Consider the following 17,735-nt stretch of genomic DNA (forward strand, 5'->3'; position numbering starts at 1 on the left):
TGAGTGCACGGCCCCGGGGGCGCTAGAGCACATTTGAATTGGCAGTCAGGAATGGCGGACCTCCACCGCCGATCCGCAATCCCTCTGGGGAAAGGAAGTTACGTGCTCGACGTCAACTTCTTCGATGAACTCCGCATCGGTCTGGCGACCGCGGAGGACATCCGCAACTGGTCCTACGGCGAGGTCAAGAAGCCGGAGACCATCAACTACCGCACGCTCAAGCCCGAGAAGGACGGCCTCTTCTGCGAGAAGATCTTCGGCCCTACCCGGGACTGGGAGTGCTACTGCGGTAAGTACAAGCGTGTCCGTTTCAAGGGCATCATCTGTGAGCGCTGCGGCGTCGAGGTGACGCGTGCGAAGGTTCGTCGTGAGCGCATGGGTCACATCGAGCTCGCGGCTCCGGTCACGCACATCTGGTACTTCAAGGGTGTGCCGAGCCGGCTGGGCTACCTGCTGGATCTGGCGCCGAAGGATCTCGAGAAGATCATCTACTTCGCCGCCTACGTGATCGTCGGTGTCGACGACGAGCTGCGCCACAACGAACTCTCGACCCTCGAGGCCGAGATGGAGGTCGAGAAGAAGACCGTCGCGGATCAGCGTGACGCCGACCTCGAGGCCCGTGCGCAGAAGCTCGAAACCGATATCGCCGAGCTCGAGGCCGAGGGCGCGAAGTCGGACGTCCGTCGCAAGGTCAAGGACGGCGGCGAGCGTGAGATGCGTCAGCTCCGGGACCGTGCGCAGCGTGAGCTGGACCGGCTCGACGAGATCTGGACCACGTTCACGAAGCTGGCTGTCAAGCAGCTGATCGTCGACGAGGGCATCTACCGCGAGCTGGTCGACCGTTACGGCGAGTACTTCACCGGTGCGATGGGCGCGGAGTCGCTCCAGAAGCTGATGGAGAACTTCGACATCGCGGCCGAGGCCGAGTCGCTGCGCGAGACCATCCGGTCCGGCAAGGGCCAGAAGAAGCTGCGTGCGCTCAAGCGTCTCAAGGTCGTCGCCGCGTTCCAGATGTCCGGGAATTCGCCGATGGGCATGGTCCTCGACGCTGTTCCGGTGATCCCGCCGGAGCTGCGCCCGATGGTGCAGCTCGACGGTGGCCGGTTCGCCACGTCGGACCTGAACGACCTGTACCGCCGCGTCATCAACCGCAACAACCGTCTCAAGCGACTGATCGATCTGGGTGCCCCCGAGATCATCGTCAACAACGAGAAGCGGATGCTGCAGGAGTCGGTGGACGCGCTGTTCGACAACGGTCGTCGTGGCCGGCCCGTCACGGGTCCGGGCAACCGTCCGCTCAAGTCGCTGTCCGATCTGCTCAAGGGCAAGCAGGGTCGTTTCCGTCAGAACCTGCTCGGTAAGCGCGTCGACTACTCGGGTCGTTCCGTCATCGTCGTCGGCCCGCAGCTGAAACTGCACCAGTGTGGTCTGCCGAAGCTGATGGCGCTCGAGCTGTTCAAGCCGTTCGTGATGAAGCGTCTGGTCGATCTGAACCACGCGCAGAACATCAAGTCGGCGAAGCGCATGGTCGAGCGTCAGCGCGCCCAGGTGTGGGATGTCCTCGAAGAGGTCATCGCCGAGCATCCGGTGCTGCTGAACCGTGCACCTACGCTGCACCGTCTGGGTATCCAGGCGTTCGAGCCGCAGCTCGTCGAGGGCAAGGCCATCCAGCTGCACCCGCTGGTGTGTGAGGCGTTCAACGCCGACTTCGACGGTGACCAGATGGCCGTCCATCTGCCGCTGTCGGCGGAGGCGCAGGCCGAGGCCCGCATCCTGATGCTGTCGTCGAACAACATCCTGTCGCCGGCGTCGGGTCGTCCGCTCGCCATGCCGCGTCTGGACATGGTGACGGGTCTGTTCCACCTGACCCGTCAGATCGAGGACGGGCTGGGCGAGTACCGGCCGGCCGCCACCGATCAGGCCGAGCAGGGCGTGTACTCGTCCCCGGCCGAGGCGCAGATGGCCGTCGACCGCGGTGTGCTGTCGGTGCAGTCGAAGATCAAGATCCGTCTGACGCATCAGCGTCCGTCGGCCGAGGTCGAGGCCGAACTGTTCCCCGAGGGTTGGGGTTACGGCGACGCGTGGATCGCGGAGACGACGCTGGGCCGGATCATGTTCAACGATCTGCTGCCGGCGGACTACCCGTTCGTCAACGAGCAGATGCCGAAGAAGCGTCAGGCGACGATCATCAACGATCTCGCCGAGCGTTACCCGATGATCGTGGTCGCGCAGACGGTCGACAAGCTCAAGGACACCGGCTTCTACTGGGCCACCCGTTCCGGCGTGACGGTCTCGATCTCCGACGTGCTCGTGCCGCCGGAGAAGGCTCAGATCATGGAGCAGTTCGAGGCGCAGGCCGACCAGATCGAGAAGAAGTACCAGCGTGGTGCTCTCAACCACACGGAGCGCAACAGTGCTCTGGTGAAGATCTGGTCCGAGGCCACCGACGAGGTCGGTAAGGCCATGGAGGCCCACTTCCCCGACGACAACCCGATTCCGATGATCGTGAAGTCCGGCGCGGCCGGCAACATGACGCAGGTTCGGTCGCTCGCCGGCATGAAGGGTCTGGTGACGAACCCGAAGGGTGAGTTCATCCCGCGTCCGATCAAGTCCTCCTTCAAGGAGGGCCTGACGGTTCTCGAGTACTTCATCAACACGCACGGTGCCCGTAAGGGTCTGGCCGATACCGCGCTGCGTACCGCCGACTCGGGTTACCTGACCCGTCGTCTGGTGGACGTGTCGCAGGACGTCATCGTCCGTGAGGTCGACTGTGGCACCGAGCGCGGCATCATCACGCACATCGCGGAGAAGCAGGCCGACGGCACGATCATCCGCGACGCGCACGTCGAGACCTCGACGTACGCCCGCACCCTCGCCTCGGATGCGGTCGACGAGAACGGCAACGTGATCGTCGAGCGCGGCCACGATCTGGGCGATCCGGCGATCGACGCGCTGCTCGCGGCGGGTGTCACGCAGGTCAAGGTCCGTTCGGTCCTCACCTGCACCACCGCGACCGGTGTGTGTGCCACCTGCTACGGCCGTTCGATGGCGACGGGCAAGCTCGTCGACATCGGCGAGGCCGTCGGTATCGTCGCCGCCCAGTCGATCGGTGAGCCGGGTACCCAGCTGACGATGCGTACCTTCCACCAGGGTGGTGCGGCCGGCGCGGCCGACATCACCGGTGGTCTGCCGCGTGTCCAGGAGCTGTTCGAGGCGCGTATCCCGAAGGGCAAGGCGCCGATCGCGGACGTCTCCGGCCGGGTGCAGCTCGAGGACGGCGAGCGCTTCTACAAGATCACCATCGTCCCGGACGACGGTGGCGAAGAGGTTGTCTACGACAAGCTCTCGAAGCGTCAGCGTCTGCGCGTGTTCAAGCACGACGACGGCTCCGAGCGTCTGCTGTCGGACGGCGACCACGTCGACGTCGGCCAGCAGCTCATGGAGGGTGCTGCCGATCCGCACGAGGTGCTGCGTGTCATGGGCCCCCGTCAGGTGCAGATCCACCTCGTCAACGAGGTCCAGGAGGTGTACCGGAGCCAGGGTGTGTCGATCCACGACAAGCACATCGAGGTCATCGTGCGCCAGATGCTGCGTCGCGTCACGATCATCGATTCGGGTGCGACGGAGTTCCTGCCCGGTTCGCTGGTCGAGCGCGCCGAGTTCGAGTCCGCGAACCGTCGGGTCGTCGCCGAGGGTGGCGAGCCGGCGTCGGGTCGCCCGGTGCTGATGGGTATCACGAAGGCGTCGCTGGCGACGGATTCGTGGCTGTCGGCGGCGTCGTTCCAGGAGACCACCCGAGTGCTGACCGATGCGGCGATCAACTGCCGCTCGGACAAGCTGATCGGTCTCAAGGAGAACGTGATCATCGGCAAGCTGATCCCGGCCGGCACCGGCATCAACCGGTACCGGAACATCCAGGTGCAGCCGACCGAAGAGGCACGTGCGGCCGCGTACGCGGTCCCGTCGTACGACGACCAGTACTACAGCCCGGAGGGCTTCGGCACCGGTACCGGTGCTGCGGTTCCGCTGGACGACTACGGGTTCGGTAACGACTACCGCTAACCATTAGCGGCGTGTGGCCCCACATCCTTCACGGGATGTGGGGCCACAGTCGTATGTCCCTCTGTCCGGGGACGGAACCTTCGGGCATTCTGGAGACAGCACGACCGGAACGGACCCTGGAGGCGACATGGCCGGCAAGAAAATAGACCGCGTGAAAACCGAATCGGCACTCGAGGTCGTCAAGGAAAGCCCGGTGATCGTCGGAATCGTCGCCGCCCCCGCCATCATCATCTTCGGTGTGCTGTGGTGGCTCACAGGCTTCGGAACTGCACTCCTCGTCACCGCGATCCTCGCCGGACTCGCCGTCGTCGCCAAGAAAGTCCTGTAAGCGACCCCGTCACGCTTGTCGGACCGTGTGATGCCGACTACAGTCCTATAGCTGTAACTCTCGGTCACATGAAGGACGGGAATCGACCATGGCCTACGTCATCACCCAGGCATGCTGCAACGACGCGAGCTGCGTGTCCGCGTGCCCGGTGAACTGCATTCACCCCACGCCCGACGAGCCCGAGTTCGCCACCACTGAGATGCTGTACATCGAACCGCAGGCGTGCATCGACTGCGGCGCCTGCGTCGACGCGTGCCCCGTCGACGCGATCTTCCCCGAGGATCAGCTCACCGCACCCCTGCGGCGGTACGCGGAGATCAACGCCGACTACTACACGCGGCACCCCATGCCGGAGACATGGATTCCGATCACCCCGGAGACGCCGCCGGTGCGGGACCTCGGGACGTTGCGGGTCGCCGTCGTCGGCGCCGGCCCCGCCGCCTGCTACGCCGCGGAGGAGTTGCTCAAGCGCTCCGACGTCGAGGTCGAGATGTTCGAGAAGCTGCCCACCCCGTGGGGGCTCGTCCGCGCCGGCGTCGCCCCCGACCATCCCGGCACCAAGACCGTCACCGAGATGTTCGACTGGTCCCTCGACCGGGACGCCTTCCAGTTCCACCTCAACGTCGAGATCGGCAAGCATCTCGGCCACGCGGACCTGCTCACCCACCACCATGCCGTGATCTACGCGGTCGGCGCGTCCGCGGACCGCACGCTCGGCATCCCCGGCGAGGACCTGCCCGGCAGTCACGCCGCCACCGAGTTCGTCGCCTGGTACAACGGGCATCCCGACTACGCCGACCGAACGTTCGACCTGTCCGGGGAGCGGGCCGTCATCGTCGGCAACGGCAACGTCGCCCTCGACGTCGCCCGCATCCTCGCAGCGGACCCGGACGACCTCGCCAAGACCGACATCGCCGACCACGCGTTGAAGGCGCTGCGGGACAGCAACATCCGTGAGGTGATCCTCCTCGGACGCCGCGGACCCGCTCAGGCTGCCTACACCAACCCCGAATTCCTCGCGCTCGGCGACCTGCCCGGCGTGGACGTCGTCGTCGACCCCGCCGAACTGCAGCTCGACGAGCATTCGCAGGCCCTGCTCGACAGCGGCGACGTCGAACCCGCGATCACCATGAAAGTGCGTCTCGCCCTTGAGTTCTCGCAGCGCACCCCGACACCCGGCAACAAGCGGATCGTGTTCCGCTACCTGACGTCGCCCACCGAGGTCGACGGCGACGAGCGGGTTGCGGGCCTGACCGTCGTCGCCAACGGACTCGTAGAGAACGCGGCCGGCGGGTTCACCGCCCGCCCCACCGACCGCGCCGAGCGGATCGACACGACGCTGGTGCTGCGGTCCATCGGCTACCGGGGCCGCCCGATCCCGGGGATCCCGTTCGACGAGCGGCGTGGCGTCGTCCCCAACGACCGCGGCCGCGTCGTCCTCGACGAGGGAAACGCGCTCCCCGGCGTCTACGTGACCGGCTGGATCAAACGCGGCCCCAACGGGGTCATCGGCACCAACAAGACGTGCGCCAAGGAAACCGTCGCCCGGATCATCGAGGACTTCGAGGCCCGCCGCCTGCCCGCCCCCGCCGCGGGCCGCAAGGAACTCGGCAGACTGCTCGACCAGCGGCAGCCGCAACAGATCACCCGCCGCGGCTGGCAGGCCATCGACGAGACCGAACGCGGCCGCGGCGTCGTCGAGGGCCGTCCACGCGTGAAGATGACCGACACGACCGAGATGGTCGACGTCGGACACAAGCGTCGCGGCCTGTTCGCGCGGTAGCGTCGCCCGCACGGGCCGACAGCATTCGAGCGGGGCCCGGACGAGGCGGAGGTGGGGTACGTGCGCGCAGTGGTGGTCACCGAGTTGGCGGGACCGTCGGCGATGGTTCTCCGGGACGTTCCCGAACCGGAGGCGTCGGGGCTGGTCCTGATCGATGTGAAGGCGTCCGGCGTGTGCTTCCCCGACCTGCTCATCAGCTACGGCAAGTATCAGTTGCGGCCCGAGGCGCCGTTCGTGCCGGGCACCGAGGTGGCCGGTGTGGTGCTCGACGCCCCCTTCGGTAGCGGGTTCACGGCCGGGCAGCGGGTGCTCGCCGTGTCCAGCCTCGGCGGTTACGGCGAACGCGTCGCCGTCCACCCGAATCTGGTGCTGCCGATGCCGGACGAGCTCACGTTCGCCGAGGGCGCGTCGCTCATCATCAACTATCAGACGATGGAGTTCGCGTTCGGTCGCCGCGCGAAGCTGCAGCCGGGGGAGACCGTCGTCGTTCTCGGTGCGGCCGGCGGTATCGGCACGTCCGCGATCCAGTTGGCGAAGGCGCACGGCGCTCGGGTGATCGCGGTGGTGCGACGGGAGGGCGCCGACGACTTCCTGCGTCAGGTCGGGGCCGACGACGTGGTCCGGCTCGCCGACGGCTGGGCCGGACGGATCCACGAGCTCACCGACGGGCGCGGCGCGGACGTCGTCGTCGACCCGGTCGGCGGGGACGCGTTCGACGACGCGGTCCGGGCGCTCGCCCCGGAGGGCCGGCTCGTGGTGATCGGGTTCGCGGGCGGCGGCATCCCGTCGGTGAAACTCAACCGGGTGCTGTTCCGCAACATCAGCATCGTCGGTGCGGCGTGGGGCGAGTTCCTGCGGCACGAGCCGTCGGCGCTCGCGCAGACGCATGCGGCGCTCGTCGAGCACGTGCGGCGTGGGCTGCGTCCCCTCGTCGAGGCCCGGTATCCGCTGGCCGACGCCGCGCAGGCCCTCGCGGACCTCGAGGCCGGCCGGGTGATCGGGAAGGCCGTTCTCACCCAGGAATGAATGTGTTCCTCGTCACCTGACGGCGGTGCGGGTGGAAAACCTGTTGCCGCAGGTCGGGGGCGCGTGGTGTCGTGGACGGGTCGCGATCGGGGGCGGCCCGGGGGTTTTATTGCGTTGTCGCAATAGTTGCAGCGGCGTTAGCATCTCGTGCGTGGCAACAGAGGCGACTCCGGACGACGTCTACACGGTGCTCGAGGAGTTCATCATGCGTCTGTTGGGCATGGGGGAGTCCGAATCGATGGACACCCTCGTCGCGATGGACCTGTCGTTCTCGCAGGTCCGGGCACTGTTCGTGCTGGCGCAGCACGGAGAGCCGATCGCGATCAACGTGGTCGCCGAGCATCTGCGGATCTCGGTGGCCGCCGCCGGCCGCAACATCGACCAGCTGGTGTCCCAGGAGTTGGTGCTGCGCCGCGAGGACCCGGACGATCGTCGGATCAAACGGGTCTCGCTGACGGAGGCCGGGCGTGCCCTGGTGTCCCGTCACCTCGAGGACAAGCGTGACGAGCTCCGCGCGTTCGCGGGCCGGCTGGACCGGTCGGATCGTGTGCGGTTACTCGACGCTCTCCAACCCATACTCGCGGGCACCGCCCTGCGGGCCCGAAGTCAGGAATTCTGCGGATGACGACCAATTCGACCACCGGACCACCAGTGTCCGACAAGATCGACGGGGCGGTCCTCAAGATCGCGTCCGTGGTGGTGCTCGGCGCCATCATGTCCATTCTCGACGTCACCGTGGTCAGCGTCGCGGTACCCACGTTCATCCAAACGTTCGAGACCAGCTACGCCGTCGTCGCCTGGACGATGACCGCCTACACGCTGGCCCTGGCCACCGTCATCCCGGTCACGGGCTGGGCGGCCGACCGGTTCGGCACCAAACGTCTCTACATCGGCGCTCTGATCCTGTTCGTCGCCGGTTCGGTGGCGTGCGCGTTCGCGTGGGACATCACCTCGCTCATCGCGTTCCGCGTGCTGCAGGGCTTCGGCGGCGGCATGCTCATGCCGCTCGGTATGACGATCATGACCCGTGCCGCCGGCCCCGAACGGGTCGGACGCGTCATGGCCGTCCTCGGTATCCCGATGCTGCTCGGCCCGATCTGCGGCCCGATCCTCGGCGGCTGGCTGATCGACGCGGCCAGCTGGCACTGGATCTTCCTCATCAACCTGCCCGTCGGCATCATCGCCCTCGTGGCCGCGGTCAAGCTGCTGCCCAAGGACGAGGCGAGCCCGTCGCAGGCGTTCGACGTCGTCGGCATGCTGCTGCTCTCGCCCGGTCTGGCGCTGTTCCTGTTCGGTGTCTCCTCGATCCCCGAGACCGGCACCGTCGCGTCGGCGCGGGTGCTCGTCTCCGCCGGTGTCGGCCTGCTGTTGATCGTCGGTTTCGTCTTCCATGCGCTCCGCAAGGATCACCCGCTGATCGACCTGCACCTGTTCAAGAACCGGCAGCTGACCGTCGCCGTGCTCACCACGTCGACGTTCATCGTCGCGTTCATGGGTGCCGGTCTGCTGTTCCCCAGCTACTTCATCCAGGTGCGCGGTGAGTCGACGCTCGCCGCCGGTCTGCTGCTCGCCCCACAGGGCATCGGCGCAATGGTGACCATGCCGATCGCCGGACGCCTCGTCGACAAGATCGGCCCCGGCAAGATCGTGCTCACGGGTCTGCCGCTGATCGCGCTCGGCATGTTCTCGTTCACCCAGCTGTCCGCCGACACACCGTACTGGCTGCTGCTCGGGTCGCTGTTCGTGCAGGGCCTCGGCATGGGCTGCACCATGATGCCGCTGATGACCGCCGCGATGGTCACCCTCAAGAACGAGATGATCGCCCGCGGCTCGACACTGATGAACATCGTCCAGCAGACCGCCGGCTCCATCGGCACCGCCACCATGTCGGTGATCCTCACCAACCAGCTGCTGTCCCGCGACCTCACCAACGAGAAGGTCGCGATGCAGCACGTCCAGGAATCTGACGCGACAGATCAGATCCTCAGCGCCGCATCCGACGCGTTCGGCAACACGTTCTTCATCGCGTTCCTGCTGCTGCTGTGCACGTTGATCCCCGCGTTCTTCCTGCCGCGGAAACTCACCGTCCAGAAGAGCAGCGACGCACCGGTGATGATGCACTGACCGGTTCGACACTGTGACCCCGTGCCCCCGAACGATCCGATCGTTCGGGGGCACGGGTGTTTGCCGATCCTCGGCGGGTGAATCTCGTATGGCGTCCGGTCCGATGCTTGCCGACGATGAGGTACCTATTCCGGTACCTGGATAGGTACCATCGGTGGTATGCCTGCGCTCAACATTCAGTTCACCGACGACGAGCAGATCCTGATCCGTGAGGCTGCGGACCGCGAAGGGGTCTCCCTCAAGGCCTTTGTGCGAAGCGTGGCTCTCGATGCGGCCAGTTCCCGGAAACATCTGCGGGACGAGTTGCTTGCCGACATCTTCGACAAATCGGCCGAGTTGAACGAGCGCCTCGCGTGACCGTTCACCTCGATCGCGGCGACCTCCTCGCGATTGCGGCCCGTATCAACAACGGGAACCCTGCTGTCCGGGACATGGGACTGCTGGATGCGGCCATTGCGAGACCGCGAAGCACGGTATTCGGTGTCGACGTCTACTCGACTGTGTACGAGAAGGCCGCGGCTCTGCTTCATTCGGTCGCCCGGAATCAGGCGCTCGTCGACGGCAACAAGCGCACCGCCTGGGCCGCGGCATGGCTGTTCCTCGGTTACAACGGCATCCGCCTACGTCGTGGGTTCGACGTCGATGCCGCCGAACTGCTGATGAACGATGTCGCTGCGGGTGTCCACGACGTGGACGTCATTGCTGCTGCCCTCGTATCGTTCACCGCCTGAATCGATGGCCGTTCCTTCTCTCGTCCCTTGACCTTGACGCAGCGTCATGGTCGAGACTCGGGACATGCGAATCGGTCAGGTGGCAGAGGCGGCGGGGACGACGACGAGAGCGGTGCGGCACTATCACCGGCTCGGACTGTTGGCGGAGCCGGAACGGTTGCCCAACGGGTACCGCGAGTACACGGTCGACGACGTCGTCCGGTTGATGCGGATCCGGTGGCTCGCCGACAGCGGTGTTCCGCTCGGTTCCGTTGCCGCCGTTCTCGGTGGCGACGCGTCCGATGCCGGAAGCCGTGATGTGGTGGACGATCTGCGGGCCCTGCTCGACGCGATCCGGCGGGAACAGGCGACGCTCGCGCGACGCAGTGCGCTGCTCGCCGGGATGCTGTCGGACGCCGAATCGGGGAACCCGATCTCGGCACTGCCCACGGGGATTGCCGCGGCCTTCCGGGACGCGATCGGCACCGCCGAGACGGCCTCGGCTGCAGCGGTACTGGAACGCGAGCGCGATCTGCTCGAGATGCTCGCGATCACCGGCAATGCCCCGGCATCACTGCTCGACGGGTTCGCTGCGTTCCTGACCGATCCCGGGCAGCGATCCGAGTACCTCGCGATCCTCGTCGAGTGGTCGACACTCGCGGGCCGGCCTCCGGCATCCGTCGGGAAGGAGATCGACGTGCTGGTGCACCGGATGGTCGACAGCTTCGACCGGAACCACACACATCACCCGGGAATACCGGCGGGCATCGACTCGAGCGACGACTCCGCGCACTGGGCACTCGACCTCGACGACGTCGTCCCGGATCCTGCGCAACGCGAGGTCGTGCTGCGGGCGACACGAATCCTGCTGTCCCGCACGGAGGAATCGTGAGGGTCGTGAGGGTACTGAGAGCGTTGTGGATGTGGGTGCGTGGCCGACGGTCGGTTCCGGACGCGGCGGTAGAGGTATTCACCGCGGACCGGGGGACACTTGCCGTCCCGGTGGCGTTCGCGATCGCGACGGGTGTCGAGATGGTCGTCCTGCATCTGCTCGTGCCGTGGCCGTGGCTGCAAATCGTGCTCGCGGTTCTCTCCGTCTGGTCGCTGCTGATGCTGTTCGGCTTCCTGGCTGTGCACCGGACGCATCCGCACTACATCACCGAGGATCGCCTGGTACTGCGGCAGTTCGGATCTGTTGTCGCCTCGATCGACCTGGACGAGGTGGAACACGTGTCGCGGACGTCCCGGTACGCGGAGACGGCCCCGGTGATCGTCGACGGACGACTGTTCCTGCCGAACTCCGACGGCACCACAGTCGATGTGACGGTGGCGAGACCGATCCCGGTGCGTCTTCCGGCGTTGTTGCCGGGCCACCGGACGACGGAGTCGGTGACGGCTGTGGGCGCTTGTCCGTCGACGAACCGCAGCAGCTCGTTGAACGGTTGATCGGGGTGCGCGACGGCCGGCCCGGGTGATCGGTCGATGCGGGCCGGCTAATCCAACGCTGTCGGCGGGAAATTACCGTAGATACCGCGGTCCTCGCCGGCGAGGTGCTGCTGGTGCTGAATGTCGGCTCGGGCGGCGAGTGCCGATCGGCGGGCGGTCTCACCGTTGCGCCGATCCTGCACCTGCTGCTGCCTCCGCTGCCACAACGGGACCCCGAATGCGCATCCGGCCCACACAATTCCGCCGATGATGGCAGCAGCGACAAGCCACTTCCAGTACGTCATCACGAACGCGAGAACAAGGAACGCGGCAATCCAGCCGACCACGTTCTTCATACGACCACCGATCCCTCCCGACCGCCGTCCCATGACGGATCCGGTCGAACTCCTCGCCGCTGTCTGCACTGTAGCGGTCGTGCCCGACACTCCGGGACGGCTGTGCTGCGCGCGCACCGTGACGTTGCGTGCAGTGCTGACGGTTGGGGTGCGCGACGGCACGACCCGCCGACCGTGATCGAATGTTCCCGGACATCGGGATCGAAGGATTGTGCATGACGCGTTTCGGAGTGATCAGCCACTGTGCGGGGGCACGGAGTTCGCGGGAGGAACTGCGCGACACCGTCGAATCGGCGTGCCGGGCCGAGGAGTTGGGGTTCGATTCGTTCTGGATCGCGCAGCATCATTTCGGTGCGCAGCGGGGGCATTCGCCGTCCCCGCTGGTGCTGCTCGCCGCGGTCGCGGAACGCACCACGTCCATCCGGCTCGGCACCGCGGTCGTCGTGGCGTCGCTCGAGGATCCGATCCGGCTGGCCGAGGACGCCGCAACCGTCGACGCCCTCAGTGGTGGCCGGCTCGAACTCGGGCTCGGGGCGGGCGCCGACCCGGACACCGCCCGCCGGTTCGGCCGGGACCACGACCGGCGGCGGGACGAGTTGCGGCGCGCCGTCGACACCGTGATCGACCTGCTCGAGGGCGGTGGCATCGTCCCCGACGAGCGGGGGCTGCGGGACCGGATCTGGCTGGGCACCGCGTCGGAGTCCGGGATGCGGCTGGCCGCCGAGCGTGGGCTGGGGGTGCTGTCCGGGCGCAGTTCGACACCGCACGGACCCGACGACACGACCGCCGCCCGGATGCTCGACGAGTACACCCGGCACGCCGCCGATCCCCGTGTCGGACTGTCCCGTCCGGTGGCCTGCACCGACGACGTCGCGTCGGCGCGGGCCCTGCTCGCGGACGGGGTGACCGACTGGGTGCGGCGGGGCATCGAGGCCGGACGCTTCCCGGACGGCTACACCGCCACCGACTACCTGGACCGCGGCCACATCTACCACGGGTCGGCGGAACAGGTCGCCGACGGCCTGCGCGGTGACGCCGGCCTGGTCTACGCCACCGACCTGCTGTGCCACGTGCAGCCGGTGCAGCTCACTGCGGCACAGTGGAATCCGATCCTGGAACGGATCGCCGGCCGGCTGCGTCCGCTACTGGCCGAGCGTTAGGATGCGGTCGCACACTGACGCCAGTGCCCGGTCGTCGTGGCTGACCATCACCACCGCGGTCCCGGTGTCGGCCAGGTCGCGCAGGGCGCGGAGCACCTGCCGGCCCACCGTGGGGTCGAGTGCTGCGGTGGGTTCGTCGGCCAGCACCAACCGGGCACCCGAGACGAGTGCGCGGGCGAGCGCGACCCGCTGGCACTGCCCACCGGACAGCGCGGCCGGGCGGGCCTGCAGCGGTATCGATTCCAGCCCGAGCCGGTGCAGCGCCGCCGCCGCGGCCTCGCGGCCCCGGGTTCCGCGTAGCCGGACCGGTTCGACGACCGACTTCCAGATCGGCCACCGCGGATCGAGGCTGCCGACCGCGTCCTGGAACACCATCTGGACCGACCCCGGTGCGGGGGCGGCGGCGCCGGACCACGAGACGGTCCCGGTCGTGGCCCGCTCCAGACCGGCCAGGATCCGGAGCAGCGTGCTCTTGCCGGAACCGGACGGCCCTCGGAGACCGAGGATCTCGCCGCGGCACACCCGGAACGTCGTCGGCGGGACGACCCGCCTGGCCCCGTAGTCGTGGGCGACGGCATCGACATTCACCACCACGTCGCCGTCGGGGGCGGTGGTCGACACGCCGGTCATCGGGTCGTGTGCGTGGACCAGTGTGCGGGTGTACGGATCCTGCGGGGCCCGGAGCACCCGGTCGGCGTCGCCGTGCTCCACGATCTCGCCGTCCTTCAGGACGTAGACGTGGTCGGCGAACCTCGCGACGAGCGGCAGGTCGTGACTGACGATCAGCAGGCTCTGGGACTCCGCGACCAGCCGGGCCAGGACGGCGTCGGCGGTGACCGCGTCCAACGCGGACGTGGGTTCGTCGGCCACCACGAGCGCCGGTGCGAGCGCGGTCGCCGCAGCGATCCCCGCACGCTGCTGCATGCCGCCGGACCACGTGTGCGGCCAGTCCCGCACCCGGCCGGCACCGTGCTCGATACCGAGGGCGGTGAGCCGGTCGGCGGCCCCGGCCGCGGGGACGGGCAGCGACTTCGCCCGCCACGCCTCCTCGACGTTCGCCCCGATCCGCAGCAGCGGGTCCAGCCCGCCGTAGGCGTCCTGGTTGACGTACCCGACATCGCTGCCGCGCAGGGCCCTCAGTGCCGTCCCGGACATGCCCTGTACGTCGTGCCCGTCGATGCGGACGGTCCCGGACACGGTCGCCGTCGACGGCAGCAGCCCCAGCAGCGCCTTGACCAGAGTGCTCTTGCCGCAGCCGCTCTCACCGATCACGGCGACGACCGACCCGGCCGGAACGGTGACGGTGACGTCGTGCAGGGCGCGGCGCCCGTCGGCGTAGGTGACGGTGAGTCCGGTGATCCCGGCCGCGGAGGGGTCGGTCATCGGCGTCCCTCCGGGGTGTGTCGACGGTGCAGGCTGTCGGCGATCAGGTTGGCGGCCGCGGTCATCGCGAGGATCGCCGTCGCCGGCACGATCAGCAACCACGGTGCGGCGGTGAGGAACTTGCGGGCGTCGCCGAGCATCGCGCCGAGTTCCGCGTCCGGCTGTTGGACGCCGAGACCGAGGAACGACAGCCCGGCCAGCGACACCACGACCGCACCCAGGCGCAGGGTCGCGACGATCGACAGCCGCGGCAGTACCGCGGGCACGATGTGCCGCAGTGCGATCCGGACGGTCCCGGACCCGGACAGCCGTGCCGCCGTGATGTACGGCCGGTGGAGCACCTCGAGGGTGAGGGCGCGGGCCAGTCGGGCGTCGGCCGCCCACGACGAGACGACGAGGGCGAGAAGAAGGTTCACGTATCCCGGGCCGAGGACCCCGACGAGGGCCAGCGCCAGTACGAGACTGGGCACCGCGAGCAGGATGTCGACGATCCGACTGAGGACCCCGTCGACCCAGCGTCCGGACAACGCGGCGAACACGCCGACGAGCAGGCTCACGGTCATCGACCCGGCGAGCACGGCCAGCGCCGACAACAGCGACCGGCGCAGGCCGACGGCGAGCCGGGCGGCCTGGTCGCGGCCGTACTGGTCGGTCCCGAGCCAGTGTTCGGCGCTCGGCGGACGGAGTTTGGCGCCGTAGTCGGGCAGGTTCGGGTCCACGGACACCACCAGCGGACCGAGGGCCGCGACGGCCACGACGAGGACCGCCAGTCCGGCGCCGGTCCACAGCGCGAGGTCGCGGCGTGGGGGAGCGGTGCGGCCGGTCATACGGGGGACTCCCGGTTCCGTAGTCGCGGATCGATCAGTGCCGCAACCGCGTCCGCCGCCAGGTTGACCACCACGTAGGTGACGGTGGCGAACATCGCGAACGCCTGGATGACCGGCAGGTCCCGGGTGGCGACCGAGGTGACGACCCACGCCCCGAGTCCGGGCCAGGTGAACACGGTTTCGACGATCGCCGCCCCACCGAGGACACTGCCGGCGCCTACGGCCACCGCATGCAGGTACGACGGCAGGCTGTGCGGCAGGGCGTGCCGCAGCAGCACCCGCCGCGTGGTGGCACCGCGACTGCGGGCGACCGTCGCCACCGACGACTCCGTGACCTCCACCAGATTCGACCGCAGCAGCCGTGACCACGTGTCGAACAGCCCGAACGCCAGGCAGATCGCCGGCATCGCGACCGTCGCCCACGAGCCGTCCAGGACGACCCTGCCGACACCGAGATCGATGACGACGACCTGGATGAGCACGAGACCCACCACGAATCCCGGGGTGGACGCCGACAGCAACGCGATCACCCGGGCGACCGTGTCGGGCCAGCGGTCCCGGTAGCGGGCGGCGAGCAGGCCGAGGCCGAGCGACAGCAGCACGGCCAGGACCAGTGCGGCCGACGCGAGACGCAGTGTGGGGCCGAGTCGTTCGGCGAACTCGGTGGCCACGGGCCGACCGGTGACGTACGACGACCCGAAGTCGAGTCGCACGACACCGGCCAGCCAGTGCAGGTACTGCTGCGGCAGCGACAGGTCGAGGCCGAGCTGTTCCCGGACCTCGGACAGCTGTTCGTCCGTCGGCTCCGGGATCCCCTGCGCGGTCAGCGTCAACCGGGCCGGATCCCCGGGTGCCAGCGGCAGCAGCGCCCAGATGAGCAGGCTCGCACCCCAGGCGGCGCCCAGCGCCTGCAGCAGGCGCAGGACGCCGGAGCGCAGGCGGGATCTCACGCGCCGGTGTCGTACCGGATGTGGCGTCGGACGTTGGAGACCTCGTAGCCGGACCACTGCTGCGAGGTGACGACCGTGAAGTACTTGAAGGTGCCCGCGACGACGTACGCCTGCTCGGTCACCAGGATCTCCTGGGCCCGCTTCAGTAGGGCGTCACGCTCGCCGTCGTCGAACGTGCTGCGCAGCGTGTCGCCGATCGCGTCGATCTCCGGATTCGACAGGCCCTGCATGTTCGACGAGCCGCCGGTCGTCCACCGCACCAGGTACGGCTGGACGGGATCGGCTGTGCCGGACAGCGATCCACTCAGCGCGATGGACGACTCCCAGCCGGCCGGGTTCTCCTTCACCGCCGCGGAATCCTCGGCGACGTCGATTTTCAGCTCGAACCCGGCCCGCGCGACCTGGTCCTGGATGCCGATGGCGACGTCGGTGGTCTCCGGTCCCTGCGCCTGCGTGACGAAGCGGACCGTGAGACGCTGCCCGTCCTTGGTGCGGACACCGTCGGCGCCCGGAACCCAGCCGGCCTTGTCCAGCAACGCCTTCGCGGACTCCACGTCGTACTTCTGGTTGCCCAGAGCGAACGACAGCTGCTGCGGGTACAAGCCTTCGGCGGCGTCGAACGAGCCGTTGCCGATGTTGTCGGCCAGCCCCTGGTAGTCGATGGCCTGCACGAACGCTTTGCGGACGTCGACGTCGGTGAAGATGCCCTGCTTCAGGTTCATCTCGACGAGCAGCGACTGCAGCGCCTCCGGCGAGTTCTTCACCGCCACGTCGTCGCGGCCCGAGAGTGCCAGTCGCGCACCGGTCGACGGGTAGAACGCCATGTCGGCCTCGCCGCTCTCCACGCCGGCGATACGGGCCTGCTCGTCGGGCACGACGTCGACACTGATCCCGGCCAGGGCCGGGGTGCCCTGCCAGTACCCGTCGTAGCGGGCGAGCTCCAGATCCGTCGGCGTCCACGCGGTGATCGCGTACGGGCCGGTGTAGGCGCCGGATCCGACGATCTTCGCGGAGTCGCCGCCGGCGGCCTCGACGGCCTCGACGTCGTAGATCTGCAGCGAGTTGTCGCGGGCGGCCAGCCCCGCGGGCACCATCGCGTTCGGGGTGGGGGTGTGCAGCAGCACGGTGTCGTCGTCCTCGGCGACCGCGCGGGTGCCCGGCTGCAGGTACACCTGCGCGGCCTTCGACCTGTCGATCTGCCGGCTCAACGCGGCCGCGACCGCCTGCGCCGTCACGGGTGTGCCGTTCTGGAACGTCTGACCGTCCCGCAATTCGACGGCCCACGTGAGGTCGTCGCGGCGCTCGACGCTCTCCGCGAGCCACGGGCTGATCGTGCCGTCCTCGTCCACCTGGAGGAGGTTCTCGGCGATGCCCCAGTCGAACAGCCAATTGGTGCCGGTGGCGACGGGGTCGAGACCGGCGATCTTGTAGGAGTTGTAGATCGTCAGGTGATCGTCGGTGGGGCCGGACCGGGTGTCGGCCGTACTCGACGAGCAGCCGGCGACGGCGACGGCCGCGGCGACAGTGACGATGCCGGCGCACAGCACCGACTGCCACCCGGTGCGGGTGGTGGGTATCGAGTTGTTCATATTCCATCCTCG

The 17,735-nt window shown here is 68.2% G+C and carries 16 protein-coding genes; 11 read left to right on the top strand and 5 right to left on the bottom strand.

Features of this window, described 5'->3' with window-relative positions; translation table 11 throughout:
* Positions 1-102 precede the first annotated feature (102 nt).
* From E0497_RS11360 to E0497_RS11405, 10 genes are all read left to right on the top strand, one after another.
* Positions 103-4,062: a DNA-directed RNA polymerase subunit beta' gene (locus E0497_RS11360; RefSeq protein WP_137724907.1), complete on the top strand. Its 3,960-nt coding sequence runs from the start codon at positions 103-105 to the stop codon at positions 4,060-4,062.
* Positions 4,063-4,189: 127 nt separating this feature from the next.
* Positions 4,190-4,390 (top strand): hypothetical protein, encoded by a 201-nt coding sequence (locus E0497_RS11365; protein ID WP_137724908.1) that lies wholly within the window; start codon positions 4,190-4,192, stop codon positions 4,388-4,390.
* Between the two features lie 88 nt (positions 4,391-4,478).
* Entirely contained in the window at positions 4,479-6,173 is a 1,695-nt protein-coding gene (locus E0497_RS11370) for an FAD-dependent oxidoreductase (protein ID WP_137724909.1), read from the top strand.
* Positions 6,174-6,233: 60 nt separating this feature from the next.
* Positions 6,234-7,199, top strand: a complete 966-nt coding sequence (locus E0497_RS11375) for an NADPH:quinone oxidoreductase family protein (protein ID WP_137724910.1) — start codon at positions 6,234-6,236, stop codon at positions 7,197-7,199.
* A gap of 205 nt (positions 7,200-7,404) precedes the next feature.
* On the top strand, positions 7,405-7,824 hold the full coding sequence (locus tag E0497_RS11380; protein ID WP_137724978.1) for a MarR family winged helix-turn-helix transcriptional regulator: 420 nt from the start codon (positions 7,405-7,407) through the stop codon (positions 7,822-7,824).
* Positions 7,821-9,323 (top strand): DHA2 family efflux MFS transporter permease subunit, encoded by a 1,503-nt coding sequence (locus E0497_RS11385; RefSeq protein WP_137724911.1) that lies wholly within the window; start codon positions 7,821-7,823, stop codon positions 9,321-9,323. The genes E0497_RS11380 and E0497_RS11385 overlap by 4 nt, the downstream gene beginning before the upstream one ends.
* Positions 9,324-9,482: 159 nt before the next feature.
* Positions 9,483-9,680, top strand: coding sequence for a plasmid mobilization protein (locus E0497_RS11390; RefSeq protein WP_137724912.1), 198 nt, complete (start codon positions 9,483-9,485; stop codon positions 9,678-9,680).
* A complete protein-coding gene (locus E0497_RS11395) occupies positions 9,677-10,054 on the top strand; it encodes a type II toxin-antitoxin system death-on-curing family toxin (protein WP_137724913.1) in 378 nt (125 codons plus the stop codon). The genes E0497_RS11390 and E0497_RS11395 overlap by 4 nt, the downstream gene beginning before the upstream one ends.
* A 64-nt stretch (positions 10,055-10,118) precedes the next feature.
* Positions 10,119-10,925, top strand: a complete 807-nt coding sequence (locus tag E0497_RS11400; protein ID WP_241665840.1) for a MerR family transcriptional regulator — start codon at positions 10,119-10,121, stop codon at positions 10,923-10,925.
* A 5-nt stretch (positions 10,926-10,930) separates the two neighbouring features.
* Positions 10,931-11,479 carry a hypothetical protein gene (locus E0497_RS11405; protein WP_137724915.1) on the top strand — a complete coding sequence of 183 codons (549 nt, stop codon included), beginning with the start codon at positions 10,931-10,933 and terminating at the stop codon, positions 11,477-11,479.
* 47 nt (positions 11,480-11,526) lie between these two features.
* Here the strand turns inward: E0497_RS11405 and E0497_RS11410 are convergent, their stop codons facing one another.
* The gene (locus E0497_RS11410; RefSeq protein ID WP_137724916.1) at positions 11,527-11,814 is read right to left on the bottom strand and encodes a hypothetical protein; all 288 of its coding nucleotides are present in this window, start codon (positions 11,812-11,814) and stop codon (positions 11,527-11,529) included.
* Between the two features lie 215 nt (positions 11,815-12,029).
* Between E0497_RS11410 and E0497_RS11415 the strand changes: the two genes are divergently transcribed.
* Positions 12,030-12,974 (top strand): LLM class flavin-dependent oxidoreductase, encoded by a 945-nt coding sequence (locus E0497_RS11415; RefSeq protein ID WP_137724917.1) that lies wholly within the window; start codon positions 12,030-12,032, stop codon positions 12,972-12,974.
* Here E0497_RS11415 and E0497_RS11420 read toward each other — a convergent pair.
* The 4 genes from E0497_RS11420 to E0497_RS11435 are packed head-to-tail and all read right to left on the bottom strand — an operon-like array spanning position 12,957 to position 17,723.
* Positions 12,957-14,357 carry an ABC transporter ATP-binding protein gene (locus tag E0497_RS11420; RefSeq protein WP_137724918.1) on the bottom strand — a complete coding sequence of 467 codons (1,401 nt, stop codon included), beginning with the start codon at positions 14,355-14,357 and terminating at the stop codon, positions 12,957-12,959. The genes E0497_RS11415 and E0497_RS11420 overlap by 18 nt on opposite strands.
* Positions 14,354-15,184 (bottom strand): ABC transporter permease, encoded by an 831-nt coding sequence (locus E0497_RS11425; RefSeq protein ID WP_137724919.1) that lies wholly within the window; start codon positions 15,182-15,184, stop codon positions 14,354-14,356. The genes E0497_RS11420 and E0497_RS11425 overlap by 4 nt, the downstream gene beginning before the upstream one ends.
* On the bottom strand, positions 15,181-16,134 hold the full coding sequence (locus E0497_RS11430) for an ABC transporter permease (protein ID WP_161987410.1): 954 nt from the start codon (positions 16,132-16,134) through the stop codon (positions 15,181-15,183). Before E0497_RS11430 ends, E0497_RS11425 begins: the two co-directional genes overlap by 4 nt.
* The gene (locus tag E0497_RS11435; RefSeq protein WP_137724921.1) at positions 16,131-17,723 is read right to left on the bottom strand and encodes an ABC transporter substrate-binding protein; all 1,593 of its coding nucleotides are present in this window, start codon (positions 17,721-17,723) and stop codon (positions 16,131-16,133) included. The genes E0497_RS11430 and E0497_RS11435 overlap by 4 nt, the downstream gene beginning before the upstream one ends.
* Positions 17,724-17,735 lie beyond the last annotated feature (12 nt).

This window comes from Prescottella subtropica (assembly GCF_005434945.1).
Classification (GTDB): Bacteria; Actinomycetota; Actinomycetes; order Mycobacteriales; family Mycobacteriaceae; genus Prescottella; species Prescottella subtropica.

What these genes read in the sequence shown, in the direction of transcription:
- E0497_RS11365 (WP_137724908.1), top strand. Translation starts at nt 4,190, where the DNA reads ATGGCCGGCAAGAAAATAGACCGCGTGAAAACCGAATCGGCACTCGAG.
- E0497_RS11370 (WP_137724909.1), top strand. Translation starts at nt 4,479, where the DNA reads ATGGCCTACGTCATCACCCAGGCATGCTGCAACGACGCGAGCTGCGTG.
- E0497_RS11380 (WP_137724978.1), top strand. Translation starts at nt 7,405, where the DNA reads ATGCGTCTGTTGGGCATGGGGGAGTCCGAATCGATGGACACCCTCGTC.
- E0497_RS11385 (WP_137724911.1), top strand. Translation starts at nt 7,821, where the DNA reads ATGACGACCAATTCGACCACCGGACCACCAGTGTCCGACAAGATCGAC.
- E0497_RS11390 (WP_137724912.1), top strand. Translation starts at nt 9,483, where the DNA reads ATGCCTGCGCTCAACATTCAGTTCACCGACGACGAGCAGATCCTGATC.
- E0497_RS11400 (WP_241665840.1), top strand. Translation starts at nt 10,119, where the DNA reads ATGCGAATCGGTCAGGTGGCAGAGGCGGCGGGGACGACGACGAGAGCG.
- E0497_RS11410 (WP_137724916.1), bottom strand. Translation starts at nt 11,814, where the DNA reads ATGAAGAACGTGGTCGGCTGGATTGCCGCGTTCCTTGTTCTCGCGTTC.
- E0497_RS11415 (WP_137724917.1), top strand. Translation starts at nt 12,030, where the DNA reads ATGACGCGTTTCGGAGTGATCAGCCACTGTGCGGGGGCACGGAGTTCG.
- E0497_RS11420 (WP_137724918.1), bottom strand. Translation starts at nt 14,357, where the DNA reads ATGACCGACCCCTCCGCGGCCGGGATCACCGGACTCACCGTCACCTAC.
- E0497_RS11425 (WP_137724919.1), bottom strand. Translation starts at nt 15,184, where the DNA reads ATGACCGGCCGCACCGCTCCCCCACGCCGCGACCTCGCGCTGTGGACC.
- E0497_RS11435 (WP_137724921.1), bottom strand. Translation starts at nt 17,723, where the DNA reads ATGAACAACTCGATACCCACCACCCGCACCGGGTGGCAGTCGGTGCTG.